The following is a 25,677-nucleotide window of genomic DNA, read 5'->3' on the forward strand; positions in this document are numbered from 1 at the left end:
GGGCTAGTACAGCTTGCCGTCGTGCTCCTCGCCGCGGGAGACGGCGGTCATGGTCTCGCGCTCGACCACCTTCAGCCGCGCACGCCCCCGCTCCGCGCCGAGCGCCATCTCGTACTCGTTGAGCAGCTCCCAGCCGCGCCACGTGGTGTAGCGAACGCCCCGCTCGTCGAGCACCTTGCTGGTTTCCTCCCAGCCGAGCGCATCGGTGGTGGCGTGAAGCTTGCCGGCCTCGTAGTCCTCCACGAGGTGCCCGATGGTCTCCTGGGCGTCCGACTTGGTGGAGCCGATGAGACCGACGGGCCCGCGCTTGATCCAGCCGGTGGCGTACATGCCGGGGACTACCTCGCCGTCGGTAGTGATGACGCGGCCCTGGACGTTGGGGACAATCCCCCGGCCGGCGTCGTAGGGCGCCCCCGGGATCTCGGAAGAGAAGTAACCCACCGCGCGGTAGACGGCCTGGACGGGGTAGTCGATGAATTCGCCGGTACCCTTAACCGAGGCGTCGCCCTGGAGGGCGGTGCGCTCCATGCGGATGCCCTCCACGTGCTCGTCGCCAAGGATCTCGGCCGGCTGCTGGAGCATATGAATGTGGATGCGACGCGACGCCGTCAGGTCCTCCGGCTCCTGGAAGACCCACTCGGTGAGCTGCTCGACCACCTGGCGGGTCATCTTCGACTCTTCCATCGCCTTCTCCGAGCCGGCGTCGTAGTCGAAGTCCTCAGGGTAGACGATGATGTCGACGTCGGGAACCTGGCCCAGCTCGCGCAGCTCCATCGGGGTAAACTTCACCTGGGCGGGGCCGCGGCGGCCGAAGATGTGGATGTCCGTGACGGGCGAGCGGCGCAGGCCTTCTTCCACGTTGCCGGGGATTTCAGTGACCATGAGGTCGTCGGGGTGCTTGGCGAGGATGCGGGCCACGTCGAGCGCCACGTTACCTACGCCCAGCACGGCGATCTCCTTGGCCTCGAGCGGCCACGTGCGCGGGTAGTCTGGGTGACCGTCGTACCAGTAGACGAAGTTCGCCGCGCCGTAGACCTCCGGCAGGTTCGAGCCGGGGATGTTGAACGGGCGATCCTGGTCAGCACCCGTGGCGATGATGACCGCGTCATAGTGCTCGTGCAGCTCGTGGAACGTGATATCCCGGCCGATCTCTACGTTGCCCACCAGGCGAATGTCGCCACGCTGGAGCACGTTGTACAGGGCGTTGATGATCGCCTTGATGCGCGGGTGATCGGGGGCCACTCCGTAGCGCACCAACCCGTACGGCGCCGGGAGCTTCTCATACAGGTCGATCTTGACCTCCACGCCAGACTTGGACAGGATGTCCGAGGCGTAAATTCCGGCCGGGCCGGCCCCAATGACTGCTACGTGAAGTGGACGATCGGCCACACTTTCCCCTTTATCGACTCTGGCGCCGGGCATCCCGGCCTAAACGCCCTCCATCCTAATTGTTCGCCCGCGCAACTTCCTAGATTAAGAAAGGGGCGGGTGACGTAATCGTCACCCGCCCCCGGGTTTCCTGGGCGCCAGGCCCGCCTTACTCGTCGGCCGCCGGGCCGTACTCGCCCGTGGTGGCGTTCAGCCTGATCACGCCGTACGTCCACCCGCGGCGGCGGTAGGCCGCGCAGGGCTGCTTCGTCTCTTCGTCAATGAAGAGGTAGAAGGGGTGGCCCACCAGCTCCATCTCATCGATGGCCTGCTCCACCGACATCGGCTTGGCCTCGTACAGCTTCTGGCGCACGATCGCCGGCGAATCGCCAAGCTGGCTCTCCACCGCTTCGCCCACCGAGCTGGGGAGCGTGGGCTCTGCCGCCTCATCCGGCGCGGGCTTGGCCAGTAGCTCATCGACCGGCAGATCCTGGACCACTTCGTCCCGACGCTCGCCCTTGCGGCGGTTCTTCTTCTTTTCGTGGCGGCGGCGCAGGCGCTCGAAGAGCTTCTGCGCGGCCAAGTCAAGTGCTCCGAAACGGTCGGATGCTGAGGCTTCCGCGCGGACCACCGGTCCCTTATCCCGAACGGTGATTTCAATCCGCTCGGATGTCTCCACCTGGGACGGATTTGATTCGTGCGTGACTTCCACTTCAACGCGCTGCGCATACGGAGCGTACTGCTCGATCTTGGCGAGCTTGTCCTCCACGTGCGACCGGAACCTACCCTGAACCTCGGTGTTCCTACCGGTGACGACGATTTCCATGATGACCTCCTTGGCCGTTTTCGAAAGTGGGAATGACCCAAAAACTATGCCTGCCTCTGCAAGCGACTGCCTCGCCTCCTTCCGTGGTATTTCGCCTGTTCACGTAAAGATTTTGGATGTTGTTATTATACGGCCCGGAAGGGCTCAGTGTGACCTCTTACACGAAACTCCCGGGGATCTTTCGCCGCCGCGAGCACGAAAGCGCCACGTACCGTGCCTCCGCGCGATTTCACCGCGCGCGAAGCCTCCGCCAGGGTCGCCCCGGTTGTCACGACGTCGTCCACCACGATCACGTCCGCGCCCTCCAGGCCCACCGGCAGGGCCGTGATTCCCCGGGCCTTCTTTCCGCGTGCCTGCAGGTTGGCGCGTTGCCTGCCCATTCGCCCGACGGCGTCCGCCACCGTACCGCCGAGCCGCTCCAGCCGGCTGCCGGCCCGGCCCAGCCCACCGGGAAGCCCTCCCGCCCGCTGGCGCCGCAGCACGATGCCCACCTCGGCACCGTACATCTCAGCCACCGCCTGCGCGATCACACCGGCCACGAACCGGCCCTGCCGGGCGCGCTTCGGCGCGGAGGGCGCGGGCACCACGAGCGTGGCCGCGAGCTCGGGAGGCGGGTGGGCGCCGATGACCTCGGCGAAGGCGCGGTCCATCCGGCGGTCAGCCATGTTCTTCCAGGCCACCACGGCGCTTGCCGCCGGGCCCGTGTAGCTCGCGAGCGCGAACACCGGAAACTCGGCGCGCTCCTCGCCCGCCACGCCGACGTAGGGCAGGTGCTCGCTCACGTCCTCCCACCCGGAAAACTCCGCACCGCAGCTCGCGCACAGGTCTTCGTCCCATGCCCCGCACCCGGCGCACCAGCGCGGGTAAAACAGGTCGAGGAGGGCGTTCCATTGGTCGTTCATCCACATGCCCTCATGGTGTCTCAGCGCCCCCGCCCGCAAAGGCCGATAACGAGCAAATGTGGACAGCCGCCCCGCGAACCTACCTGTGGAAAGCCTCGCGCGTCAGCCCGGCAACGCCGGCGCGGTCACGCCGTCGGCGATGAGGCGCCAGCCCGCACCGTCGTAGGAGAAAAGCCGGTTGGAATTGTCCTGGATAATGATCGTGTCGAGGCCGCGCCCGGCTGTAAGGTCCACAACCCCGTCGACCGCCGCAAGCGACGTCGTCGGCGTGCCGATGCCAACCACATGGATCGAGCTGGTGGACGACGTCGACTGCCGGCCCACCACCGCGAGCCGCACGTCACTCACCCAGGCCACGTCTGTGACGTCCGCGAGCGACTGCCCGAAGCGCAGCGGCGCGCCAATCTCCGTGGGCGCACCACCCGAATCACGCAGGATCGACACGGCGTTCATCTGGACCTCGCCCTTTTGGTCGGTGACGATCGCCATCCGCGATCCTTCGCGCGAAACCGCGAGGCTACGCACGTTCAACCCCTGCAGGTAGGGAAGCGGGAGCCGCTTCGTCTCGCCCGAGGCGAGGTTGACCGCGATCAGCTCCCCGTTCGAGGCCGCCTCGGCCGACCACACCCAGCCGCGCGCATCGATCGAGGGGGCCACCAGCTTCGTGCCGCGCGCAAGCAGGGTGGGCGCACTGCCGTCGAAGCGGACTTCGTATAGACCCGTGCCGTCGTTGCCGAGGGCGGCTCCCCTGCTGACAGGTTCGGTGTAGGACGTGGCGAGGTGGGTCAGGCCCAGTCCCCCGCCGTCGCCAAGCACGCTGACCTCACCACCGCTGATGGTGGCCGGCGCCCCATCCGCGAGGGCGGCGAGCGTGTAGCTCGCGTACTGATAGGCGCTGAGGTCGATCTTCGAGGGGAACTCGAGTTCGGCACCCTCGGAACTGAGCTTGACCTCCTGGATGCCAGGCAGGTTGAGCAACGTCTTGGAGATTTGGGCTTCCATCGCCATCATGTCAGACGCCGTCATCGAGGCCACCTCGGAGCTGAGGTCCACCTGCGCCACGCCGTCGGTCACGCGCACGCCCCTTTGCGTCAGGCGTGCCTCGGACGGGATGGCCGAGTGCGCGGCGGGCGACAGCCACGACGACGGCCCGGCCAACACCGCCTGGACCGCGCTCGTGGCCTGCGACGTCGTCAAATACCAGCGCACCTCCGGCACGAGCGAGCTGCGGTCGGAGTTGAGGAAGTAAATGGTGGTCTCGCTGTAGAGCGAGGTGAAAATCGAGCTGGGCACCACCATGCCCTGGTCGAGCACGGCTATGCGCCACTCGCCGTTCGCATCCCGGGTGAGGGAAAACTCGGAATTGAGGATCGCGTCCGGCGTGGCCACGGTGTAGCGCCCGGCCTCGTCCAGGGTAGCCGACGCCGCCGCACTCACCCGGATCGCGCCCGTACGGGTGGAGGAAATCGAGGGGTTCTGGGCGTCTTGGTAGACCCGCACTTCGGTAGTCGGGTCCCAGCGGGCGGAGGCCTCGGGCGTGAGGAACTGGCGGGCCACCGTGAAATCGCCGGACAGTCCCGCCGCCGACGCGCGAAGGAAGTCCGTCACCAGGGCCTCCGGTGTGGAACCCGGGGTGGGGCCCTGCGGATCGAGGACCACGCCGCCACCGGTGTTCGCCGGACGCTCCACCTCCTGCGGGGCGCCCGAGGTGGGCAGGCTGGCACATCCGGCGAGGACGAGGGTCACGAGGAGAATGAGCAGCTTCTTCACGATTCCTCCTGACTCTTCACGTCCAGGCGCAGTTCGACCGCCGCGTCCGGGTCCTCTTCGACGACGACGTTGAACGGGCCACTCGCCGTCGGCTCGGCTACCTCCGGGGCTTCGGCGGGCAGGGGCTCAGGCACCTCGAGCGGGAGCGGCGGCACGAAGTCCTGGTGGGGTACCTTGGGCAAAGTAAAGAGGAAGGTGGAGCCCACGCCCAATTCGCCGGCCACCTCGATCGTACCGCCGTGGATCTGCGCGTCCTCGCGCGCGATTGTCAGCCCCAGGCCCGTGCCACCCGACTTGCGCACGCGCGAGGAATCCGCCCGCCAAAACCGGTCAAAGACGTGGCTGATCTGCTCCGGCGACACCCCCACCCCGTGGTCCTGCACGCGCACCGCCACCGCCGTGTCGTTCGCTGCGACGACGACGTCGACAGGGTTGCCCTCCGCATGCTCGAGCGCGTTGACCAACAGGTTGCGGGCCACACGCCGCACGCGCCTGGGTTCGATCTCGGCTATCGTGTCGCCCATGGCCTCGTACGTGACCGTGACCCCGTTCGATACGGCGAGCGGGTCGGCCGCCTCAATCTCGTCGGCCACGAGGGAGCCGACGTCGGCCGGCTCGGTGGCGAGGGTCATGCCGCCGGCGTCGTACCGGGAGATCTCCAGAAGGTCGGCGAGCGTGGCGTCGAGGTTGAGTAGCTGGTTGTACTGCAGCTCGGCCGCGCGCTTGAGGCCGGCCGGCAGGTCCTCGCGGTGGTCGTAGATGAGCTGGCCCGCCATGCGCACGGTGGTCACCGGTGATCGCAGTTCGTGGGAGACAGCCGAGACGAACTCCGTTTGCACCTTGGAGATGCGCTCCATCTGGGTGAACTGGGTCTCGAGCGACTCAGCCATCTGGTTAAAGGACTCGGCCAGCTGCGCGATCTCGTCCGAGCCGCGCACCTCCATCCGCGTGTCGAACTCGCCGTCGGCCAACAGCTGTGCCCCGCGCGACGCCGCCCGCACCGGGGTCAGCACCCAGCGCGTCACCGCCCAGCTCACCACGCCGAGGATCGCGAGCAGGATCGCGATCGACAGCCACATCACCCGGATCGTGGTGCTAATCAACGACTGCTGGTTGCCCAGCGAATAGGCGGCATACAGTTCGTAGCTACCCGAGCCGCGGATGTCGAGCGTCGTCCCCACCACGATGCCCGGGATCGTCTCACCATCCGACTGCAGGTTCACCGACTGCCAGCCGATCTGTCCGCCCTCCGTGACGAGCTGGCGCAGGTCCGCCGACACGAGCGAGCGCACCTGTGTGGCCGAGGCCGTGGCCGGCTCAAAAATCTGAGTGGGTAACGGCTCCTGATCCGGCGTGCGGATGAGCACCGCCCCCAGCAGGCCCCGGGACGGGTCATACATCGACGACACCAGCTGGTTCGCCACCTCCTGCGAACGGCCCGCAGTCGGTGCCGACGCCGTAAAGCGATCCTGGGCCAACTGCACGTCGGTGGAAAACTGCTCCACGTTCGTCGTGACCGCATTATCAAAAACAGAGGAGCGCACCTGGCTGGAAATCGCCAGGCCCATGATGACGATGCCGGCGATTCCAGCCAGCACGATGAGCGCCACCACACGCAAACTGAGCGAGGAATACCAGCGCTCGCGGATGGAATCGAGGCGCCGAACGGTGGCGGAAATGCGCTCGCGAGCTAGCGCGCTCACCGGCTCGCGTTCCCGGCGCGGTAGCCCACGCCACGAACGGTGAGCACAACCTCAGGGTTTTCCGGGTCCTTTTCGACCTTCGAGCGCAGGCGCTGGATATGGACGTTGACCAGGCGCGTATCGGAGGGATGGCGGTAGCCCCACACCTGTTCAAGCAGCTCTTCGCGGGTGAAGACCTGGAATGGCTTGCGGGCCAGCACCGACAGCAGGTCGAACTCCAGGGGCGTGAGGTGGAGCGGCTTGCCGTCGCGGCGGACCTCGTGAGCCTTGAGGTCAATTGCCAGATCGGCGATCTTCAGGGTCTCGGTTTCGGGCTCCTGGCGGCGCAGGCAGGCCTTGACGCGGGCAAGCAGCACGGAGTTTTCGAAGGGCTTGGTCACGTAGTCATCCGCGCCGGCCTCCAGGCCCGCGATGACGTCCACCGAGTCCGTCTTCGCGCTCATCATGATGATCGGCACGTCCGACTCATCACGCAGCGCGCGGGCCACCGACACGCCATCCATTCCCGGCAACATGACGTCCAGAAGAATGAGGTCCGGATGCTCCGCGCGGAAAAGGGGCAGGACCGAATCGCCGTGGGCGCACGCGGAGACGACATAGCCCTCGGTTTCCAGCAGAATTGCCACCATCTCCGAGATCGCGGGATCGTCATCAACCACTAGAATGCGCGTTGCCATAGCCTCTACCCTCTGTTGGCGCTTTTGACGACATGATATCAGTTGCCTCCGACAACTCCCGGTATTGTGGGCCCCTTAAAAACTGTCGGAGGGATCGGGTAAATTGGTTCACGTATCGACACGAAAGGTTATCCGATGTCCGCATTCGATTCCCAGGGTCCCCGGTACGGGCAGTACGGCGATGACCAGCCGCAGATCCACCAGCGCGTCGAACCGTGGCGCACGGTCATCCCGATGCACCCGCTGGGAGTGGGCGAAACGCTCGATGCCACCATGCGCCTCCTGCGCTTCAACCCCGTGCCCTTCATCGTATTCCCGATCGTGGTCAACCTCGTGGTCGCCGCGCTCGAGGTGCTGCTCTCGCTGGCCTTCGGTCAGTTGGTCTCACGTGAGGTGGTGGGGGCCACCAACCTGACGCTCTATGCCCTGACCGTCGCAATCATCTACTTCTTCGCCAACATGCTCGTGCTGGTCGCGGGCACGCGGGTCACCTTGGCGTCGGTGCGCGGCCAAAAACTGTCGCTGTCCGAAACCTTGGCCCTCGCACGAGCCGGCCTGGGCAAGATCGCTCTGCGCATGATCGTCCTGGCGCTTTTCGCCATCGCCGCCGGCGTCGTGGTAGTCCTCATCTTTGCCGCGGTCATCAGCGGGCTCGCCCTCAGCGCCTTCAGCTTCGCGGACTCGTCGGGCACAACGATCACGTTCATGATCCTGTCATTCCTCGTCTACGTCGTCGCGGTCTTCCTGCTGGTCTACCGCTTCTCGGTGGCGGTTCCTGCCTTGGTTGCTGAGGACATCGGGCCGGCCGAGGCAATCGGGCGCTCCTGGCGTCTCACCCAGGGCTCGCTTGGCTACTTCGCTGGCCTGTACATCACCCTCAGCATCATTATGTCGGTCCTTTCCGGGGTGCTCGGCATCGTTTTCGGCCTGGTCGTCGGCGGTGTTTTCAGCAACTCCGGAGATATCGTGGCCGCCACGGCCGGCAGCGCGGTGAGCATCCTCTTCACGCTCCTCATCTCAGCCCTGCTGGTGCCGATCTCCATGGCACTGATCAACCTCATTTACGTCAACATGCGGATGAAGCGGGAGAACTTCCATCAGGAGTTCTTGTACGGCGCCGGTCAGGCAGCCGGCCCCGGCGCCTTCAGCCAGCCGAACCAGTACAGCCAGCACAACCGATACGACCAGTACGGGCCTCAGGCTGGATACACCCCGCCCGTGTACGGTAACGACTCCGGTCAGGCCGGTGACGGCCAGAGTGGCCAGGGTTACGGCCAGTCTTACGGCCACAACGGCCAGAGCTACGGTCAGGGTGACGGCACGCAGTACGGCCAGTCTTACGGCTACAATGGCCAGACTTACGGCTATGGCCAGGCGGGTCAGTACGGCCAGCCGGGTCAATACGGTCAGCAGAGCCAGTACGGTCAGCAGGGACAGGATACCGAGTCCGGCAAGGACACCCCCGGCGAGCGCCCGAGCTGGTATGGAGATTTTGAGAAGTGACCTTCGTTCCCTTCACCCCGGATGCGGACACCGCTCAGCAACTAGCGGAGGCCGAGCTGTCGAAGGCGATGTATGACCACTCGCCCAGCCTCCTCTCGCGCTTCTTGCAATGGTTGTTTGAGCGGCTCAACATCGTGGTGAACGAGCTCAACCCGGGTGAGGGCGGGGCGGGGAACCTCGTGGTCATCATCGGACTGGCCCTGTTCGTGGTGGCTGTCATCGTCTTTGCTTACCGCCGCTCGCGGGCCAGTAGCGCACCGGCTTCTCGCGAGCGCGAGCAGCTCTTTGATGATGACCGCACGTCTGCCGAATTGTTCAAGGCGGCCGACCGGGCCGAGCAGGCGGGGGATCTCAACCTCGCCGTCGTCGAACGTTTCCGCGCAATCATGCGTCTGCTTGACGAGCGCGAGCTCATCCACGTGGTGCCGGGAATGACTGCCCAGGAGGCGGCTGAGGCCGGCTCACGCAAGCTCGGGCACATCGATGAGTTCTCGGCGGGCGCCCAGCTTTTCAATGACGTCTACTACTGGCACCACCAGGCTACGGCGGCGGACGTGGAGTCGGTCCACCGCCTGCACCGCGTAGCCGCGCGCGAGGTGGTCGTATGAGCGTGTCGGCACCAAAGCGATCTCGCACGGGTATCCTTCTGTCGCTCATCGCGGTGCTCGCGCTCGCGGTCATAGCCTTGGTCGACATCCCGCAGCAGGGCGAGCCCTACTCCCCCACGTCCACTGCCTCCACGGGCACGCGCGCCCTGGCCCAGATCCTCAAGAATCATGGGGTGGACGTGTCCGAGGTGAGCCCGCTAGAGGCGATGGACTCAGCGGACACCGACACCACGCTGGTGATCGACCCCAGTTTCTACGCCCCCACCGAGGTGACCGAGGACCTGGTGAATTCCCGGGCCACCATCGTGGTCCTCGGGGACTCCTCCAGCATGTACGATTTCGGCTTCGAGGGTTACACGGAGAGTTTCCCGCCGATCCCGGTGGCCGCGAAGTGTCAAGACCCGGATGCGCAGGAGGCGCGCGGGATCAGCCCCCTCTCCCTCGCTTTCAGACCAGACCGGGAGAGGGACGTGACGGGTTGCTTCCCCCAGCTCGGCGGTTACGGCTGGGTGCAGTTCACCTCCAACCCGAAGATCTCCCTAATTCTCGATCCGACCTTCCTCACGAACGAATACCTGGCCGACCACGGCAACGCCGCCTTCGCCATGCGCAAGCTCGGCACCCAGCCGAAGGTCTTGTGGGTGAGTGGCGATTACTGGGAATCCGAGATGCGGACCACGCCGCAGTGGGCGGGCCTGCCCACCTGGTTCTACCCCCTCCTCGTTGGCCTGGTACTCACGGCCCTGTGGTGGGCGTTCTACCGCGGGCGCCGCTTCGGAAAGCTCGTAGCTGAGCCCATGCCCGTCGTCGTGCCTGCCTCCGAGGCCGACGCCGGCCGCGGCCAGCTCTACCACCGCGGGCGGGCCACCGAGCACGCAGCCCGTGCCCTGCGCGCCGGAACGATCTCGCGCGTGGCGCGCGGGCGCCTGAGTCCGACCTCGCCGCGCGAGGTGGTCGTGGACGTGCTCGCCCGGGTCAGCGGGCGCGATCCGTCCGCGATTGACGCCCTGTTCTACTCTCTCCCCATCACGTCCGACGCCGACCTGTCGAGGCTGGCTGACCAGCTCGATGAATTCGAAAGGGAAATCAATGACCGCTGATTCCAACCAGCCATACGGGCGCCAGGGCCAAGATCCGGCCCAGGGCAGCTACCAGCCCCCGGTCACTGCGCACGCGCAAGGCGACCCGCAGCCAGGCGGCTACCAGCCGCAGTCTCCGGCCATCTCTCAGTCCACCCCGCAGGGGGCGCCCCAGGGAGTGCCGCGCGCGCAGGGCTTCCGTCCGGAGGTGACTCAGCCGGCGCAGGAGGAGCCGGCCCAGTCGGCCACGGCGGAGAAGTTCCGCCGCATCCGCGCCGAGATCGCCAAGGCGATCGTGGGCCAGGATCACGCCGTCACTTCGGTGCTCATCGGCTTGTTGTGCGACGGGCACGTCCTCCTTGAGGGTGTGCCGGGCACCGCGAAGACCCTGCTGGTCCGCTCGCTGGCCGCGGCACTCGAACTGGACGCGAAGCGCGTGCAGTTCACCCCGGACCTGATGCCGGGTGACCTCACGGGCTCGCTCATTTACAGCGCATCCACAGGCGAATTCTCGTTCCGCCCCGGACCGGTTTTCACCAACCTACTCATTGCGGACGAGATCAACCGCACCCCGCCCAAGACCCAGGCGGCCCTGCTCGAGGCGATGGCTGAGCACCAGGTGTCGGTGGACGGCCAGCCGCGCGAGCTCGACGATCCGTTCATGGTGGTCGCCACCCAGAACCCGGTGGAGTACGAGGGCACGTACCCGCTGCCGGAGGCCCAGCTGGACCGCTTCATGCTCAAAACCATCCTGCCGTTGCCCCCGCGCGAGGTGGAAGTGGAGATTCTGCGCCGCCACGCGGGCGACTTCGATCCCACGGACCTCAGCACCGCCAAGATTGAGGCGGTGGCCGGCGCTGACGACGTGCGCCGGGCGCGCGAGGAAGTGGCAAGCGTGGAGGTCGGCACCCGGGTGCTGGATTACATCGTGGACCTGGTGCGGGCTACCCGCGTGTCGCCGGCGGTCTCGCTTGGTGTCTCCCCACGTGGCGCCACCGCGCTCCTGCATGGCTCGCGCGCGTGGGCGTGGCTATCCGGGCGGAGCTACGTGACACCCGACGACGTCAAGGCCCTCGCCGTTCCCGCCCTCACCCATCGCATCCAGCTTCACGCTGAGGCCGAGCTTGACGGGGTCAGCCCGCGCTCGGTTATTGAGTCGATCCTCGCTTCGGTGCCGGTGCCGCGCTGATGTTCATTCGCCTTCCCGCCGTGGTCTGCTCCGTGCTCGGCATCGTGTTCGGGGTGGCGACCCGCGACGCCGGCATCGCGGTGCTGATCACCATCGTGTTGGTGTTCCTCGTGTTGCTCGACGCCGCGCTCGCGCCCAACCCGTCGGTCCTCGTGGCCGACCGGAACGGGGATGATTCGGTGCGTGTGGGCGACGAGGCGGCCGCCACGCTCACCCTCACGAACCCGTCCGGGCGCAAGATCTCGGGCATGTTCCGGGATGCGTGGCCGCCGTCGGCGAACGTTTCCCCCTCGCGCCACGGTTTCCGTCTGAGGCCGCGCAGCGAGGCTATCTTCGATTCCTCGCTGCGCCCCGAACGGCGCGGCACGATCCACTCCTCCACGGTCACGGTGCGCACGTTCGGCCCGCTGGGCCTGGCCGGTCGGCAGAAGTCCGCCCCCACGTCCTGGCAAATCCACGTGCTACCGCCGTTCGTCTCGCGGCGCCACATCCCCTCGCGGGTGCGGCAGTTGCGCGAACTCGATGGGCGCTCCCTCCTCCTCACTCGCGGCGAGGGCACCGAGTTTGACTCCCTGCGCGAATACGTGGCCGGCGACGACGTCCGAGCCATCGACTGGCGCTCCACGGCCCGCCTCGGTGAGACCGTGGTGCGCACATGGCGCCCCGAACGTGACAGGCACGTGGTCATTGTTCTCGACGCCGGCCGTGGCGGCGCCCTGCGCGTGGCGGAAGGTCCTGCCTTCGACACGTTCATCGAGGCGGCGCTCTTGCAGTCGGCGATCGCGCAGCGAGCGGGCGACCGTGTGTCGGTCATCGCCATGGACGATCAGCTGAGGGCGCGGCTGGCCTTAGAGCACACGAAGACGATCACGCACAAGGTGGCCCAGACCCTGGCCGACATCGAGCCGAGCTTGCACGCCACCGACTGGGCCTCGCTGCCGGCCTACATTTCGCAGATCTCGAAGCGGCCCGCGTTCGTGGTCATCGCTACCACGATCGGCGGTGGCACGCTCTCCTCCGGGCTGGTCGACGTCCTGCCCACCCTCAAGCGCACCCACACCGTGCTCGTCGCCTCGGTTCACACGGGCGATCCGGAGCGGGAAGAGGAGGTGGGTGCCATCTACGAGCTCGCGGCTCACGAGCGCTCCCAGATCGAGGAGAACAACCTGGCCCGGTCCCTCGAGCGCGCGGGTGCGAAGGTGGTGCGCTCGGACGCGGAGGGCCTGCCCGTGGCGGTGGTGGATACCTACATGAGCCTCAAGGCCCGGGGTCTGCTCTAGTCCGGTCTGTTCCAGTCGACAACTTCTTCTCACCACCAGCCGGGCCTCAGGCCACCCTCGGCTAGGCAGCGTAGCGGACCAGGTCCTTCTCCTTAGGTTCGCCGCGACCGAAGGCGTAGACCCAGATCCAGAAGGCCGCGAGCACGCCCGCGCCGATCGCGACCTTCACACCCCAATGCAGGTAGGACGGGGTCACGAAGCCTTCTAGCAGGGCCGAGATGAAGAGCACGCCCACCAGCCCGAAGCCGACGAACATGGCCTGTTTACCCTCGACGGCAAGCGCCTGCAGGCGGGGCCGGCCGCCTGGCACCAGCATCGTCCAGAAGAGCTTGAGCCCGGCGCCACCGGCCACGAAGATCGCAGTCAGCTCGAGCAGACCGTGGGGCAAGATGAGCTGGAAGAAGATCGGCAGGAGCCCGAAGTAGTCGAGGATCGCGCCCGCCTGCCCCACTGACACGGCGTTGGTGGCGAGCACGTAAACAGGGAAAACGCCCGTGATGCCCCCGCCCACGGCCTGCAGCGCAATCCACGCATTGTTAGTCCACACCATCGCCCCGAACTGAGTGCCGGAATACTCGCGGTAGTAGGCGGCGAAGGACTCGTCAGCGTACGAGCGCAACAGCTCGTAGGGTCCGAGCTGGAAGATCTCGTTGGGGTACATACGGAAATAGACGATGACGATCGCGGCGATCGCCACTGCCGCGATCGTCACGGCGTGTGCCCACCAGCGGATCCGGTAGAAGGCGTGCGGGAGGGTGGAGGTCAGGGCGTGACCGAGCGAGCGCAGGTTTGCGCCCCGGATCTCGGTCAGGCGGGCCCGGGCGGCGCCAACGGTGGCAGAGAGCGTGAGAATGAGGTCGGCGTCGGGGGCCTGCGTGCGGATGGTGGCCAGGTGGGCGGCGGAGGCCTGGTAGAGGCGCACGAACTCGTCGGCTTCCGGGCCGGTCAGACGCGGCCGGGCCGTCAGTTCGTCGAGGCGCTCCCACTGGGCCTGGTGCGCTTTGGCAAAAGCTAGACTCTCCACACTCCAAGGGTGCCACAAATGGGGCGCGGGTTGCAGGTAGGCTTGGAGGCGTGGCAGAACACAGCATCATCACGGGCGAGGGAGTCGAGCTCGAGCTCCCCGCCGCGACCGTGCTTTCGCGCATCGTCAGCGGGCTCATCGACTACGGCCTCATTGTCATCGCCTACGTCGTCCTCATCTTCAGCCTGGCCAACACATTCCCCACTTTCAACGGGGCGCAGGTGGCCACGATCGTGGTGTCCGTGACCGCCGTCTTGTTCTGGCTTCTGCCCGCGCTTGTCACGACTACCTCCAACGGGCGCTCGCTCGGCAAGCTCGTCACCCGCACGCGCGTGGTACGGCTCGACGGTGGCACGATCACCGCCAACCAGGCCTTCATTCGGGCCACGGCCGGGATCCTCGAAGTGTTCGTCGCGTTCGGCGCGATCGCCACGATCACCAGTTTTATCACGAAGAACAGCCAACGGCTGGGCGACATGCTGGCAGGCACGTACGTGGTGCGCTGGCCGTCGCGCAGCGACTGGGAGCCGAAGGTCTCCATGCCGCAGGGCCTGGCCGCCTGGGCCGGGGTCGCCCAAACGCGCGCGCTGCCCACGGGCCTGTCCCTCAATATCGCCGATTTCCTCAAGGGCCGCGAGCGCCTCACCCCGCAGGCCCGCCAAGCCCAGGCGCGTGCGCTGGCGGCCGCGTGCGAGAAGTACGTCTCTCCCCCGCCCCCGTGGGGCACGCCGGCCGAGGCCTTCATTGAGGCCGTCACTGTCATCCGTTATGACGTTGAACGCCGCCGCTACACCGAGGTCACCGAGCGCCGCCAACGGTTGGGCACCCGCGTGGCGGAAATCCCTTACGGCCTGGGCGAATCAGCCTAGCCGTAGTAGTAGTCGATGTCCTCCGGGTAGCAGTCGAGGGCGCTGGCGAGCTGGCTGGTGACAACGTCGTGGATGAAGAGCCGCGGATCGGGCTCGCGGCGCATTTGCTCGAGGATCGGCATCCGATAGAAGATGAGGCGCCCGTGGATCTTCGCGGGCCGCTCGAAGGGCAGGAAGCGTGCGAGCGGCACGCCGTCTTCCCAGGGAGCCGGGTCCTGGCCGGGCACGTCCATGACCGCGAAGTCGAAGCGGTCCATTTTAGCCCCGAGTGTGCGGCGGTAGGAGCCGAGTTCCCAGGCGAGGAGATCGTCGAATTCGTCGGCGCGGGTACGCCAGGCGGGGATGGAGGCGGGCAGGATGGGGCAGCGGGGGCCGCGGCCGTGGCGGTCGCGGCGTCGGGCGGATGCGGGGAAGACCATGAACCTACCCTAACGCCTCTGCCGCGGGGCACGGGGATGCGACTAAGGTAGGAGCCGTGAGTCTTCGAAAGTGTTCCCGCGTTGGTTGCCAGCAGCCGGCAGTTGCCACCATGACGTACGGCTATCGCGAGGCCACGGCCGTGATCGGCCCGCTGTCGCCGGTGCCGTTGCAGGGCGCTTTTGACCTGTGCAAGGATCATGCCAATCACGTGACCGCGCCAGTGGGCTGGCAGATGGTTCGCCTCCAGACGGAGTTTGAGGAGGCGCCGCCCTCCACTGACGACCTGCTCGCCCTCGCTGACGCCATCCGCGAGGCCTCTCGCCGCGACGTGCCGCCGCCCAAGCCGGCCCAGCGTGAGATCCGCCGGCCCGCCGCCGACGTCTCCACTCGGCCCCACCCGCGCCCGCGCCTCACGCTGATCGACGGCGGGGATAACGACGACCGCGCCACCGACGCCGACCGCCCCAGCGACGACGCCCGCTAGCGCCGGCCGCGCCTAGTTGGCGATGGTGAGCCGCACGGCCTGGCTGGTGGTGGAGTCCTGGGTGAGTGCCATCCAGGCGATCCCCGTGTCCGTGTGTAGGAGCGCGGCGCCGTACATTGGCTGGTCGGCCTCGAGCGTGACGTAGTGGGCCTCGGCCGGAATCTCCACGCTCGCGATCTCGTCAACGTTCAGCACTTGGCTATCGAGTTGCGCGCCGTCGACGTCATAACTCGTCCAGCGTGCCTGCCCGCTGCCGTTCAGCACTAGCGTGCCCGCGTGGGGGCCGGCGGCGATGCCCCCGGCTGTCACGGGTTCGCGGCCGGCGAGCCAGGCGACGTCCACGCCGTCGTCGCCGGAACGAGTAAGCGAAACCCCCACCGCGACGTCGGCCCTGGCGCTGACCCGCACACCGTAGGAGCCGGGTGCGAGGCCGGCGAGGGAGAGGTCGAGCACGGACTGGGGCGCCACCTCCACGCCCTGCGCGCCGTCGAGCGGGCGCTCCTCCTCCCCGAGCGTGGCAACGTTGACGGTGGTCGGCTCGTCGTGGGGGTTGACGATGCGCAGGGCGGCGGTGGTGTCGGCGTCGACGACGACGCCCGGGATGACCACGTCCGTGCCCGCGGCGGAGTCGGTGAGCATGTCGATGCCGGCGGGGGTGACGCCGTCGAGCTGGAGGACCTGCATGGCGGCTACGAAGGCGCCCGTGTCGGAGGAGAGCCGGATGGCGATGCGGGAGTCGGGCGGGATGAGGCCGGTGAGGTCGCGCGTGGCTTCGCCGCCGGCCTCGAGCGACAGGGTGGACAGGCCCTGGATGTCGAGCTGGCCGGCCGAGGAGTAGACCGCGATGTCGATCGTGGTGGCGGTGGCCGAGGCGTTGCGGACCATGAGCGACAACCACGTGCCCACCTCGCTCGACCCGCCGACCAGCCACACGGTGTTCGCCGGCCACTCGCACGGGGCGGCGATGAGGCCGCGTGAGTCGCCGGCTTGGGCGGTCTGGATGGAGGCGCCGGCCATCACGCCCTTGCCGCGTACCACCCCCACGGCCTGCCCGCCCGCGATCTGTGTGAGAACGCCGGTGAAGGGCGTGCTGTCGAAGGTGGCGGCCCCGTCGGACAAGACGCCGGCCCAAGAGCTCTTGCCCTCGACGACTTCGGACACGTTGATGCCGCCGGTGTTGGCGTCTTGGGCGTGAGCGTAGCATACGAGGCTGGCCTGGCTTGGTCCGGCCTGGCCCTGCGGCGCGGCCACGGTGGTGGGCGCGGCGGGCTGCGCGGCCGGCATCGCGGTGGCCAGGCCCGCGCCGGCGGCGAGCGCCAACACGCCCACCCCGCTCACGAGCGCCGCAAGTTCTTTCTTCATTCGATGCCTCCCACCCGCCGGCGCAGAGGCAGCGCGGTGACCAGGCTGGCCAGGAGCGCCACGAACTGCGCCACAACTGTGACACGGTGCACCCGGTCTACGTAGTCGATATGCACGTCCCCGGCGTCCGGCAGCTGCCAGGCCTGCGCCCAGCTGTCCTCGATCGTCTCGAGCCTCTGGCCGTCGAGCGTGGCCACCCACCGCGCGTCGGCCCGCTCGGCAAGCGAGAGCGTGCCGGGTCCCGTTACTTCCCCTTCCGCGTTCACGACGCCCGAGGCGAGGCCAGCGTCCGCCCGCGCGCGGTCTGCCGGCTCGGTGACGCGCCAGAAGGTCCCGGCCTCGCCCGTGGTGACGTACTGGAGGCCGGGGATGGTGTGGAGGCGGCCGACTAGCTGGCTGCGGAACTCCGGCGATTCGCCCTCCCCCGCCGGTGGGACGAGCACGATCGCGATGGCGTGGTCGGCCAGCTCGGCGCCGTCCCCGGAGCCGCGGGTGAGCCCGGCCACGGCGTCGGCGAGGGCGGAGTCGGCGGAGTCGGGATCCATCGCCTGCCCGCGCGCCATGGTGTATTCGTGGAGCTCGATGCCCTGGCCGCGCCAGAGTTCGGCGCTGACGCCCTCGGAGGTGGGGGTAAGGGCGAGGACGCGCTCGTGGCGGGCCTCGGCCTCCACGCCGAGCGCGGGGAGGGCAGGAGCGTTCGCGCCGAGCACGGGCTCCTCTTCCCACACGGTCTGCAGGCCGCGCCCACCCGCGGCCACAACGGCGAGCGGCAGGGCGAGCATGACGAGCCCGCCCACGATCTGGGTGGCCCCAAAACTGCGGCGGCGCATGGCGGTGCGAAGCCCGTGCGAACCACAGATGATCGCGATCCACGCGCCCAACCACGCCAACGAATAGCCCACTATCGGCGAGCCCTCCACGGACTCATACCCGCCGGTCACCAGCCGGTATCCCACCGTGAACGTGGGGGCGAGCGCGGCGACACCGAGGCCGGCGGCGAGAATCAGCCAGCCGAGGCGGATCCACCAACGCCGGTGCAGGCGCAACAACGCGAGCGCGGCGGCGCCGAACACGGACGCGACCGCCACGAGGAGGACGGGGTCGGTGCGCACCTGGTCCACCATGACGAGGGCCGGGGTGGCGCCCGTCGGTACGCCCGGCTGGGCAAACAGCAAGCCGGGGGAAAACGCGCCGAGCGAGGGCGCAAGCAGGAGCAGGGCCGGCACGGGCACCCACAGCCAGCGCTTGCGCTGCCCGGGCCTGCCCGCCACGCCGATCACAGCGACCACGATCGCTACGGCAGCAAACAGGGGCGTGGCCGCCGCCAGCACGCCGAACGCCAGCGCAAGTAACCCCAGGCTACGCGCCGAGCCACGCCAGGCCCCGGCGATCGCGAACAGTGCCACGGGCAGGGTCACGTGCACGACGACGGCCCCGATCTGCCCATCGGCCAGCGCCGCCATGAACGGGGGCGCCACCACCCAGGCAAGCGCTGCGACGGTCCGCACCACCCAGGAGGCGGACATCCGCCCGGCAGCAAGGTAAGCGAAGAACGCGGCGGCCGGGATCGCCAGGTACAGCATGCCGGTGGCGAGCGCGCCGAGTGTCAGCCCGAACGGGTGACCAAGGACAAGGAAGGGCAACATCGCCACCCACAGGGGATCCACCGCATAGGCGTGGCCGGATCCCGAGTCGAGCCAACCTGACCAAATGAGGCGGGCCAGGTCCGGCGCGCCCGTGGTGTCGGCCGCGAGCCCGCCGCCCGAAAGCACGCCCGCGGAGAACACGGGCAGGAAGAACACGACCGCGACCAGCGCGGCGATCGCCACCGACACGAGCCCACCCCTGCGGGAGTGGCGGGCGAGGTCTGCGCGGGCCTTGATGGTGAGCGGGTCGGGCTGCTCGGCCAGAATCTTGGCCTCCTTGGCCGACCTCTTCGATTCGCGGCGCGCCGATCGGATGTCGGCCGGCCGGGCCTCGAGCGCGGTCAGGGCGTCGGCCCCCACGGACGCGACCTTTGCGATCCGGCGGCGCCCGCGCACGACGTCGTCGAGCATGGTCAGCACGCGCGCCCCGGCTCCCAGCTCGGCCCAGGCAAGGGCCGTGTCCTTCGTGACGAGCCGGGCCAGGGATCGCGGCAGTGCGAGCAGCAGATAGCCGAGCACGTAGAGCGGCACGAGGGCGCCGGGCGCGGCGAGTAACGAGTTGTAGATCTGGGCCGAGCGGCGCTGGGCGTAGCTACGGTCGGGGTTCTCGCCCAGGCCGGCGCGGGCGTGGCGGACCACGGCGGCCGGGTCGACCACCACGCGGTAGCCGGCACGGCGGGCGCGGCGGGAGAATTCGAGCCCCTCGCCAAAGGGCCCAAGGAACGGGTCAAGCCCGCCGAGCTCGTCCCACATGGAGCGACGCACTAAAGCCCCGGCCGTCCCCACCGCGAGCACATCGATGCGCGAATCGTACTGACCCTGGTCGCGCTCCCCCGCCTCTACCTCGGGCACGCGCCGCGCGCTGCGGGTGGCGCGGATGCCCACCTCCAGCAGCACCGGTGAGTCCGCATCCTCCCACGCGATCTGCTTGGGGCCGACCACACCGATGCGGTTCGATCCCTCGCCGGTACGCAACAGGGTGTCGAGGGCCGCTGGTTCGGGGCGGGAGTCGGCGTGTAGGATCCACAGCCAGTCCGACTCGGGAAGCTCGAGGCCCGCGATCACCTGGCCGAGGTTCTTGCCGGCGCCGTGGACGAGCTGGATGTGCTCGCCGTCGGGATCGAGCTGGGCGTGAACCGGCTGGACGAACGGGGAATCGAGGCTGGGCACGGCCACCACGATGTGGTCAGGGCCGTGGATCTGCTCCCTCAGCCCTGCCAGCGTGTCGGCCAAAAAAGAAAGGTCACGGCGGTGGCACACCACGATCGCCGTGACTTTCTCACGAGTAACGCTCTCCACTAGCGAGCTCCGCGCGCTGCCTTACGCTCGCGAGCCATACGCTTGCGGTCATTGTCCGAAGTGCCGCCCCAGATGCCGTGGCGGATGTCGTTCGTCACGGCGTATTCGAGGCACTCGGCCCGCACGGAGCAGTTCTTGCAAATGGACGTGGCCGGCGCGGTAGATCCGCCCTTTTCGGGGTAAAAAATGTCAGGATCGGTCTGCGCACACAGCGCCTCTTCCATCCATGACAGGTCCGCGTCCTGGGCAAAGCCGTAGCCGAGGTCAAAAATTCCCTGCATCAGCCGTTGAGCCAGTTGAGGATCCTCCGCGACATGGGCGGTGTGGAGCGGCGTCGCTTTCGACTGCCTCATGTGGTCCTCCGTTCAAAATCTCTGTGGTTAAATTACATCGGTGTAACCACCTAAAGTCAAGACGCTTTACACACTTCGAGACGCCCATCGGCGTGTTGTCCGCGTTTTGGGCCCCTTAGTGTGAGATATTGCGGTTTTCCTGTGCGAGCGGGCGAGCACGCGCCCCCACTTTCGTGCGACGATGGTGGCATGACACCTCGCCCTTCTGAGCTTGCCCTGCTTGCCGAACGCTCCGCACGCGCCGTGGCACCGGACCTCCTCGAGGCCTTCAAGAACCCCGGCCCAGTCGAGTACAAGCGCAATTTCCACGACCCCGTCACGGTTCACGACCGCCGTGCCGAGGCCGCCATCCGCGCGATCCTCTTCGAGGCCCTGCCGTCCTCGCTGCTGCTTGGCGAGGAGGAGGGCCACGTCATCGACTCCTCCGGCTCGCGCACGGTTCCTGGGCCGAACGACGTCGTGTGGCTGGTCGACCCCATCGACGGCACGTCGAACTTCACCTCTGGCCTGCTGTTTTGGTGCGTCTCGATCGCGGCCGTGGTGGGCGGGGAGGTGGTGGCGGGCGTCATCTACCAGCCCAGCCTCGACGTGCTCTACCTGGCCGACGACACGGGCGCCTACCGCAACGGCGAGCCGATGCGCGTGAGCGACCAGCCCCCGCACCGCAGCCTGTTCGCCGCGGATTTCCCCTCCGAGCGCATCGAGGATCAGGACAGCGCGGCGCGTGGCTACCGGCTCCTGCTCGAGGGGTCGAAGTCGATGCGGCGCCTGGGTTCGACCGCCCTGCACCTGGCCGGCGTAGCCGAGGGCACGCTCGGGGCGTGTCTGGGAATGGGCACCCAGCCGTGGGACATCGGCGCGGGCATCGCCCTGGTCAAGGCCGCCGGCGGGCAGATCCTCGGCGTGCGTGACGACCGCTCCACGAACACCTCCGTCTATGACAGCCCCACCTACGCCGCGGCCGGCCACCCTGACTCCCTCCAGCTCTGCCTCGACGCCATCGGCTGCGTGGCGCCCCAAGACCTGCAAACCCACTACTTCGGAGGTGACGCGTGAGCCTGTACGCCTCCCTCGCCACCCGCGGCACCTCCCCCGCGCTGACCTGGTACGACTCCGACGGCCGCCTCGAACTCTCCGGCAAGGTGCTCGCCAACCACGTGGCCAAAATCGCCAACTACCTGCGCGACGAGTTCGGCCTCGAACCCGGCGAGCACGTAGCCCTTGACCTGCCCCTGCACTGGAAGACCCTCGCCTGGGCACTCGGCGCGCTCGTGGCCGGGTTGGAGGTTCACGACGCCGTGGCGCAGGTTCCGGCCGCAGGCGCGACTGGCAATCATGCCGGCGCGGCTGGAGAGGCCGGCCCGGCAGGTCCGGCTAGCGACCTGGCCAGCGACCTGGTGGTAACGAACCACCCCGAGCGCTGGGCAGAGAGCGCCGCCGAAGTGGTGGCCCTCAACCTCGACTCCTTCGCCTTCGCCTGGAATGGCGATCTGCCCGCCGGTGTGGCGGACGGTTTGGCCGACGTCATGGGCCAACCCGATGCCCTCGTGCTCGCCGAAGAAACCGACAACGCCGAGCGGGCGCGCGGGGGCAAGGTGATCGAGCGCGCCAGCGTGCTCGTGAAGCCCACCGTCGCCGAGGCGACCCGGGCGCTCCTGGCGGCGAGTGCGGGAGGTGCGGCGATCGTCGTCGTTGGCGAAGGCGACCCCGCAAGGATCGTGGCGGCAGAGCGCGCGCAGATCCTTCCCTAACCCGTTACTTAGCTACGGCCCCGGACTGGACGCGGCGGCGGAAATAGAGCGAGAGCAGGGAACCAGAAACGTTGTGCCACACGGAGAAGATGACGCCGGGCAGGGCGGATTCGGGGGTGGCGGCGAAGTGGGTCTTACCCAGGGTGGCGGCGAGGCCGGAGTTTTGCATCCCCACCTCGATGCAGACCGTGCGTGCCACGCGAGGGCTGCACCCGGTGGCGCGAGCGGCCCAGTAGCCTATGAGCAGGCCGGCCAGGTTGTGCAAGATGACGGCCACGAGCACCACGCCCACGGCGCTCGCGATGGCGTCGGCAGAGCCGGGGATGAGAGCGGCGACCACGGCCGAGATGCCGAGCGTGGAGATCCACGGCAGCACGGGCAGCACGCGGTCCACGGCCTTCGGGATAAGCAGGCGTAGTACCACGCCGCCCACCACCGGGATCACCACGGTCTTGAGGATGGAGAGCGCCATGGCACCGCCGTCGATGTCAGTGAACGTGCCCGCCAGCCACTGCACGAGCAGCGGGGTAAAGATTGGGGCGAGCAGCGTGGAGACGGTGGTGAGCGTGACCGACAGCGCCACATCGGCCTTGGCCAGGTACGCCACCACGTTCGACGCCGTGCCGCCCGGCGCACACCCGAGCAGGATGAAACCGATCGCCAGGCCCTGCGGCAGGCCGAGGATTTTCACCAACGCGATCGCCACGAGCGGCATGATGACGTACTGGGCCGCCACCCCGATGAGCACGGCGAGGGGGCGCTCGGCCACGCGCTTGAAGTCGGCGAGCGTGAGGGTGAGGCCCATGGTGAACATGATGAAGCCCAGACCGGGCGAGATGTAGGGCGTGAGGTGGGAGGCGGTGGCCGGGAAAAGGTAGGCCCACACTGCCCCCGCCACGATGACGGCCGGGAAAACGCTGACCGCGATGAGTGCGGAACGATCCTCAGAGCGCTTCGACATGTGTTCTCTTTCCATTTACCGGCAATTATCACCCATTAGACATCCAATGTAGGCCACAATAGACCCATGCGTGGAATCATCTTGGCCGGCGGATCCGGCACTCGTCTTCATCCGATCACCCTGGGCACGTCCAAGCAGCTCGTGCCCGTGTACGACAAGCCGATGATCTACTATCCCATGAGCACCCTCATGTTGGCCGGCATTTCGGACATCCTCATCATCACCACCCCCGAGGACGCCCCCCAATTCCATCGCCTGCTCGGGGACGGATCGCAGTTCGGCGTCAACCTGTCCTTCACCGTGCAGGAGGTGCCCAACGGGCTGGCCCAGGCGTTCGTGCTGGGCGCGGACTTCATCGGGAACGAGGCGGCCAGCCTCATCCTCGGCGACAACATTTTCTACGGCCCGGGCATGGGCACGCGCCTGCGCCGCAATGTGGATCCCGACGGCGGGGCCGTGTTCGCCTATCACGTGACGGATCCGGAGCGCTACGGCGTGGTCGAGTTCGATGAGGACTTCCGAGCCCTGTCGATTGAGGAGAAGCCGGCCAAGCCGAAGTCAAACTACGCCGTGCCGGGCCTGTACTTCTACGACAATGACGTGGTGGAGATCGCCAAAAACCTGCAGCCCTCAGCACGCGGGGAGTACGAGATCACGGACATCAACAAGGTCTACCTCGAGGCAGGCAAACTCTCGGTGGAGGTGTTGCCGCGCGGCACGGCCTGGCTGGACACCGGCACGTTCGACTCGCTCGCCGACGCCACCGCCTACGTCCGCACCGTCGAGGCCCGCCAGGGGCTCAAGGTGGGTTCACCGGAGGAGGTCGCCTGGCGGATGGGTTTCATCGACGACGACGGTCTGCGCCGCCGCGCCGAGCCCCTCGTGAAGTCGGGCTACGGGCAATACCTGCTGGACCTCATCGAGCAGCGCTAGGAGCCTCGTGAGGTCGCGCCTGGCAAACGCGACACTAACCGGCAAGATGCGGCACTAAATTACCGTTATTTTGTGCCGCATCTTGCGAAGTAGTGCAGCATTTGTGGGCGGGCTAAGCCACTGTGGGCGGGCTAGGCACCTGCAGGCTCGCCCGCCGGTTCGGTAGCCGTGTGCTCTGCCGTGCGGCGGTAGAACATGGACAGGAACGCGCCGGAGAGGTTGTGCCACACCGAGAAGATGACGGCGGCGAAGATGACCGCTCCTGCCGTGGCGAAGGCCTGCGACGAGCCGGGCACCACGCCGATCACCACGGCGCAGATGCCGAAGGTGGAGACCCAGGGCAGCACGGGCAGGATCTTGTCGATCACGCGCGGGAGGATGAGGCGCAGGAGCAGGCCGCCGAGCACGGGAACCACCACGGTCTTGACGATGGAGATCGCCATCGCCCCGCCGTCGATGTCCATGATCGTGCCTGCCATCCACTGCACGAGCAACGGGGTCATGATGGGGGCCAGTAGCGTGGAGACGGCCGTCATGGTGACGGACAGGGCGACGTCGGCCTTGGCCAGGTAGGAGATGACGTTCGACGACGTGCCACCCGGCGCCGAGCCCACGAGGATGATGCCCACGGCCACCGCCTCGGGCAGGTTGAGGATCTTGACGAGCGCGAGCGCGATGAGCGGCATGATGACGTACTGGGCCAGGACCCCGAGGAGCACCGGGAGGGGCCGGGCGGCGTCGGGCTTAGTCGATGTCGGCGAGCACGGCCGGCGCCGCGAGCGCCCAGCGCTCCTTCCAATCCCCGATGGGGGCCACGCCGATGGCGCCGAGTGAGTCGTGGGCGAGTACGGAATACGACGGCCGAGGCGCGGGCCGGTTGAAGGCCGCGGCGGTGGTTTCCCCCACGATCGCCGGGTCCTTGCCGTAGGCGGCCACGATTTCCTTGGTGAAGCCGTGCCAGTTGGTCTGGCCAGAGGAGGTGCCGTGGTAGATGCCGGAGGGCGCGCCGGCTTGGACGAGGCGGACGAGGAGGTCGGCGAGATCGCGGGTCCAGGTGGGTTGGCCGATCTCATCGGTGACCACGGACAGCTGCGGGTGGGTGTCGGACAGGCGCGCCATGGTCTTGGGGAAGCAGGCGCCGTGGGCACCGTAGAGCCAGGCGGTGCGGACGAGGAGGTAGTCGCCGGTTTCGGCGCGGACGGCCCATTCGCCGGCGGCCTTGGTGCGCCCGTAGGCGGACTTGGGTGCGATCGGGGCGTACTCGCCGTAGGGGGCCTCGGCGTCGCCGGCAAAGACGTAGTCGGTGGAGATCTGGATGATGCGGGCGCCGAGTTCACGAGCGCGCCGGGCGAGCAGCTGGGGGCCGACCGCGTTGACGGCGAAGGCCTGGGCCTCGTGCTCTTCGGCCGGGTCCACGGCGGTGAAGGCGGCGCAGTTGACGATCACGTCGGTGGCGCCGAGTTCGGCCACCGAGGCCGGGTCGGTGATGTCGATCTGTGGCTGGTCGAGGGCTGTGACCTCGTAGCCGCGATCGCGGAGGATTTCGGTGAGGTCGGTGCCGAGCATGCCGGCGGCGCCAATGACTGTCCAGTGCATAGTTCTCCTTGGTTTTTCACCCAGTCTATCGCGGCCTGTGACGCGGGCGTCTTATCCTTGCGACGGGTGTGAAT

24 protein-coding genes are annotated in these 25,677 nt (G+C 67.8%); 10 read left to right on the forward strand and 14 right to left on the reverse strand.

What is annotated here, in order from left to right; genetic code table 11:
- Positions 1–3: 3 nt before the first annotated feature.
- The 6 genes from AQZ59_RS05145 to mtrA all read right to left on the reverse strand — a co-directional run bounded on the left by AQZ59_RS05145 (position 4) and on the right by mtrA (position 7,246).
- Positions 4–1,422, reverse strand: coding sequence for an FAD-dependent oxidoreductase (locus AQZ59_RS05145; protein ID WP_062613605.1), 1,419 nt, complete (start codon positions 1,420–1,422; stop codon positions 4–6).
- Between the two features lie 115 nt (positions 1,423–1,537).
- On the reverse strand, positions 1,538–2,194 hold the full coding sequence (gene hpf, locus AQZ59_RS05150) for a ribosome hibernation-promoting factor, HPF/YfiA family (protein ID WP_062613606.1): 657 nt from the start codon (positions 2,192–2,194) through the stop codon (positions 1,538–1,540).
- A 125-nt stretch (positions 2,195–2,319) separates the two neighbouring features.
- A complete protein-coding gene (locus AQZ59_RS05155) occupies positions 2,320–3,096 on the reverse strand; it encodes a ComF family protein (protein WP_160326873.1) in 777 nt (258 codons plus the stop codon).
- Between the two features lie 102 nt (positions 3,097–3,198).
- Positions 3,199–4,866: an LpqB family beta-propeller domain-containing protein gene (locus AQZ59_RS05160; protein WP_062613608.1), complete on the reverse strand. Its 1,668-nt coding sequence runs from the start codon at positions 4,864–4,866 to the stop codon at positions 3,199–3,201.
- Positions 4,863–6,569: an MtrAB system histidine kinase MtrB gene (gene mtrB / locus AQZ59_RS05165; RefSeq protein ID WP_068538825.1), complete on the reverse strand. Its 1,707-nt coding sequence runs from the start codon at positions 6,567–6,569 to the stop codon at positions 4,863–4,865. Before mtrB ends, AQZ59_RS05160 begins: the two co-directional genes overlap by 4 nt.
- The gene (gene mtrA / locus AQZ59_RS05170; RefSeq protein ID WP_062613609.1) at positions 6,566–7,246 is read right to left on the reverse strand and encodes an MtrAB system response regulator MtrA; all 681 of its coding nucleotides are present in this window, start codon (positions 7,244–7,246) and stop codon (positions 6,566–6,568) included. The genes mtrB and mtrA overlap by 4 nt, the downstream gene beginning before the upstream one ends.
- A 135-nt stretch (positions 7,247–7,381) precedes the next feature.
- Here mtrA and AQZ59_RS05175 point away from each other — a divergent pair, with 135 nt between their 5' ends.
- Genes AQZ59_RS05175 through AQZ59_RS05195 form a run of 5 tightly spaced genes read left to right on the forward strand, consistent with a single transcriptional unit; the run spans position 7,382 to position 12,905 of the window.
- The gene (locus tag AQZ59_RS05175) at positions 7,382–8,749 is read left to right on the forward strand and encodes a glycerophosphoryl diester phosphodiesterase membrane domain-containing protein (RefSeq protein ID WP_062613610.1); all 1,368 of its coding nucleotides are present in this window, start codon (positions 7,382–7,384) and stop codon (positions 8,747–8,749) included.
- Positions 8,746–9,357 carry a DUF4129 domain-containing protein gene (locus AQZ59_RS05180; RefSeq protein WP_062613611.1) on the forward strand — a complete coding sequence of 204 codons (612 nt, stop codon included), beginning with the start codon at positions 8,746–8,748 and terminating at the stop codon, positions 9,355–9,357. Before AQZ59_RS05175 ends, AQZ59_RS05180 begins: the two co-directional genes overlap by 4 nt.
- Positions 9,354–10,457, forward strand: a complete 1,104-nt coding sequence (locus AQZ59_RS05185; protein WP_062613612.1) for a DUF4350 domain-containing protein — start codon at positions 9,354–9,356, stop codon at positions 10,455–10,457. Before AQZ59_RS05180 ends, AQZ59_RS05185 begins: the two co-directional genes overlap by 4 nt.
- Complete coding sequence (locus tag AQZ59_RS05190; RefSeq protein ID WP_201783156.1) at positions 10,447–11,625, forward strand: AAA family ATPase; 1,179 nt, start codon at positions 10,447–10,449, stop codon at positions 11,623–11,625. The genes AQZ59_RS05185 and AQZ59_RS05190 overlap by 11 nt, the downstream gene beginning before the upstream one ends.
- Positions 11,625–12,905 (forward strand): DUF58 domain-containing protein, encoded by a 1,281-nt coding sequence (locus tag AQZ59_RS05195; RefSeq protein ID WP_062613613.1) that lies wholly within the window; start codon positions 11,625–11,627, stop codon positions 12,903–12,905. Before AQZ59_RS05190 ends, AQZ59_RS05195 begins: the two co-directional genes overlap by 1 nt.
- Positions 12,906–12,966: 61 nt before the next feature.
- Here AQZ59_RS05195 and AQZ59_RS05200 read toward each other — a convergent pair whose 3' ends face one another.
- A complete protein-coding gene (locus tag AQZ59_RS05200) occupies positions 12,967–13,929 on the reverse strand; it encodes a stage II sporulation protein M (RefSeq protein ID WP_062613614.1) in 963 nt (320 codons plus the stop codon).
- Positions 13,930–13,979: 50 nt separating this feature from the next.
- Between AQZ59_RS05200 and AQZ59_RS05205 the strand changes: the two genes are divergently transcribed.
- The gene (locus AQZ59_RS05205; protein ID WP_062613615.1) at positions 13,980–14,798 is read left to right on the forward strand and encodes an RDD family protein; all 819 of its coding nucleotides are present in this window, start codon (positions 13,980–13,982) and stop codon (positions 14,796–14,798) included.
- On the opposite strand, the gene AQZ59_RS05210 is transcribed toward AQZ59_RS05205, so the two are convergent.
- Positions 14,795–15,217, reverse strand: a complete 423-nt coding sequence (locus AQZ59_RS05210; protein ID WP_062613616.1) for a metallopeptidase family protein — start codon at positions 15,215–15,217, stop codon at positions 14,795–14,797. The genes AQZ59_RS05205 and AQZ59_RS05210 overlap by 4 nt on opposite strands.
- Before the next feature lie 56 nt (positions 15,218–15,273).
- Here AQZ59_RS05210 and AQZ59_RS05215 point away from each other — a divergent pair, with 56 nt between their 5' ends.
- A complete protein-coding gene (locus tag AQZ59_RS05215) occupies positions 15,274–15,702 on the forward strand; it encodes a DUF3499 domain-containing protein (RefSeq protein ID WP_236698673.1) in 429 nt (142 codons plus the stop codon).
- A 12-nt stretch (positions 15,703–15,714) separates the two neighbouring features.
- Here AQZ59_RS05215 and AQZ59_RS05220 read toward each other — a convergent pair whose 3' ends face one another.
- Genes AQZ59_RS05220 through AQZ59_RS05230 form a run of 3 tightly spaced genes read right to left on the reverse strand, consistent with a single transcriptional unit; the run spans position 15,715 to position 20,290 of the window.
- A complete protein-coding gene (locus AQZ59_RS05220; RefSeq protein WP_062613618.1) occupies positions 15,715–17,064 on the reverse strand; it encodes a DUF5719 family protein in 1,350 nt (449 codons plus the stop codon).
- Positions 17,061–20,009 carry a glycosyltransferase family 2 protein gene (locus tag AQZ59_RS05225; protein WP_062613619.1) on the reverse strand — a complete coding sequence of 983 codons (2,949 nt, stop codon included), beginning with the start codon at positions 20,007–20,009 and terminating at the stop codon, positions 17,061–17,063. The genes AQZ59_RS05220 and AQZ59_RS05225 overlap by 4 nt, the downstream gene beginning before the upstream one ends.
- Positions 20,009–20,290: a WhiB family transcriptional regulator gene (locus AQZ59_RS05230; protein WP_062613620.1), complete on the reverse strand. Its 282-nt coding sequence runs from the start codon at positions 20,288–20,290 to the stop codon at positions 20,009–20,011. Before AQZ59_RS05230 ends, AQZ59_RS05225 begins: the two co-directional genes overlap by 1 nt.
- Before the next feature lie 261 nt (positions 20,291–20,551).
- Between AQZ59_RS05230 and AQZ59_RS05235 the strand changes: the two genes are divergently transcribed.
- Both AQZ59_RS05235 and AQZ59_RS05240 read left to right on the forward strand, forming a co-directional pair.
- Positions 20,552–21,418, forward strand: a complete 867-nt coding sequence (locus tag AQZ59_RS05235) for an inositol monophosphatase family protein (protein WP_062613621.1) — start codon at positions 20,552–20,554, stop codon at positions 21,416–21,418.
- Positions 21,415–22,113, forward strand: coding sequence for a TIGR03089 family protein (locus AQZ59_RS05240; RefSeq protein WP_062613622.1), 699 nt, complete (start codon positions 21,415–21,417; stop codon positions 22,111–22,113). The genes AQZ59_RS05235 and AQZ59_RS05240 overlap by 4 nt, the downstream gene beginning before the upstream one ends.
- Positions 22,114–22,117: 4 nt before the next feature.
- Here the strand turns inward: AQZ59_RS05240 and AQZ59_RS05245 are convergent, their stop codons facing one another.
- Positions 22,118–23,074 (reverse strand): bile acid:sodium symporter family protein, encoded by a 957-nt coding sequence (locus AQZ59_RS05245; RefSeq protein ID WP_236698674.1) that lies wholly within the window; start codon positions 23,072–23,074, stop codon positions 22,118–22,120.
- Positions 23,075–23,140: 66 nt separating this feature from the next.
- On the opposite strand from AQZ59_RS05245, the gene rfbA reads away from it, so the two are divergent.
- Positions 23,141–24,007 (forward strand): glucose-1-phosphate thymidylyltransferase RfbA, encoded by an 867-nt coding sequence (gene rfbA, locus AQZ59_RS05250; protein ID WP_062613624.1) that lies wholly within the window; start codon positions 23,141–23,143, stop codon positions 24,005–24,007.
- 131 nt (positions 24,008–24,138) lie between these two features.
- Here the strand turns inward: rfbA and AQZ59_RS05255 are convergent, their stop codons facing one another.
- A complete protein-coding gene (locus AQZ59_RS05255) occupies positions 24,139–24,726 on the reverse strand; it encodes a bile acid:sodium symporter family protein (protein ID WP_062613625.1) in 588 nt (195 codons plus the stop codon).
- 25 nt (positions 24,727–24,751) lie between these two features.
- Entirely contained in the window at positions 24,752–25,603 is an 852-nt protein-coding gene (gene rfbD / locus AQZ59_RS05260) for a dTDP-4-dehydrorhamnose reductase (protein WP_062613626.1), read from the reverse strand.
- Positions 25,604–25,677: the final 74 nt, after the last annotated feature.

Source organism: Trueperella bernardiae (genome assembly GCF_001469025.1).
GTDB lineage: Bacteria > Actinomycetota > Actinomycetes > Actinomycetales > Actinomycetaceae > Trueperella > Trueperella bernardiae.

Excerpts from the sequence above, each read along its gene's own strand:
- AQZ59_RS05145 (WP_062613605.1), bottom strand. The coding sequence starts at position 1,422 with ATGCCCGGCGCCAGAGTCGATAAAGGGGAAAGTGTGGCCGATCGTCCA.
- hpf (WP_062613606.1), bottom strand. The coding sequence starts at position 2,194 with ATGGAAATCGTCGTCACCGGTAGGAACACCGAGGTTCAGGGTAGGTTC.
- AQZ59_RS05155 (WP_160326873.1), bottom strand. The coding sequence starts at position 3,096 with ATGAACGACCAATGGAACGCCCTCCTCGACCTGTTTTACCCGCGCTGG.
- mtrA (WP_062613609.1), bottom strand. The coding sequence starts at position 7,246 with ATGGCAACGCGCATTCTAGTGGTTGATGACGATCCCGCGATCTCGGAG.
- AQZ59_RS05175 (WP_062613610.1), top strand. The coding sequence starts at position 7,382 with ATGTCCGCATTCGATTCCCAGGGTCCCCGGTACGGGCAGTACGGCGAT.
- AQZ59_RS05185 (WP_062613612.1), top strand. The coding sequence starts at position 9,354 with ATGAGCGTGTCGGCACCAAAGCGATCTCGCACGGGTATCCTTCTGTCG.
- AQZ59_RS05190 (WP_201783156.1), top strand. The coding sequence starts at position 10,447 with ATGACCGCTGATTCCAACCAGCCATACGGGCGCCAGGGCCAAGATCCG.
- AQZ59_RS05195 (WP_062613613.1), top strand. The coding sequence starts at position 11,625 with ATGTTCATTCGCCTTCCCGCCGTGGTCTGCTCCGTGCTCGGCATCGTG.
- AQZ59_RS05210 (WP_062613616.1), bottom strand. The coding sequence starts at position 15,217 with ATGGTCTTCCCCGCATCCGCCCGACGCCGCGACCGCCACGGCCGCGGC.
- AQZ59_RS05220 (WP_062613618.1), bottom strand. The coding sequence starts at position 17,064 with ATGAAGAAAGAACTTGCGGCGCTCGTGAGCGGGGTGGGCGTGTTGGCG.
- AQZ59_RS05230 (WP_062613620.1), bottom strand. The coding sequence starts at position 20,290 with ATGCAGGGAATTTTTGACCTCGGCTACGGCTTTGCCCAGGACGCGGAC.
- AQZ59_RS05235 (WP_062613621.1), top strand. The coding sequence starts at position 20,552 with ATGACACCTCGCCCTTCTGAGCTTGCCCTGCTTGCCGAACGCTCCGCA.
- AQZ59_RS05245 (WP_236698674.1), bottom strand. The coding sequence starts at position 23,074 with ATGTCGAAGCGCTCTGAGGATCGTTCCGCACTCATCGCGGTCAGCGTT.
- rfbA (WP_062613624.1), top strand. The coding sequence starts at position 23,141 with ATGCGTGGAATCATCTTGGCCGGCGGATCCGGCACTCGTCTTCATCCG.
- rfbD (WP_062613626.1), bottom strand. The coding sequence starts at position 25,603 with ATGCACTGGACAGTCATTGGCGCCGCCGGCATGCTCGGCACCGACCTC.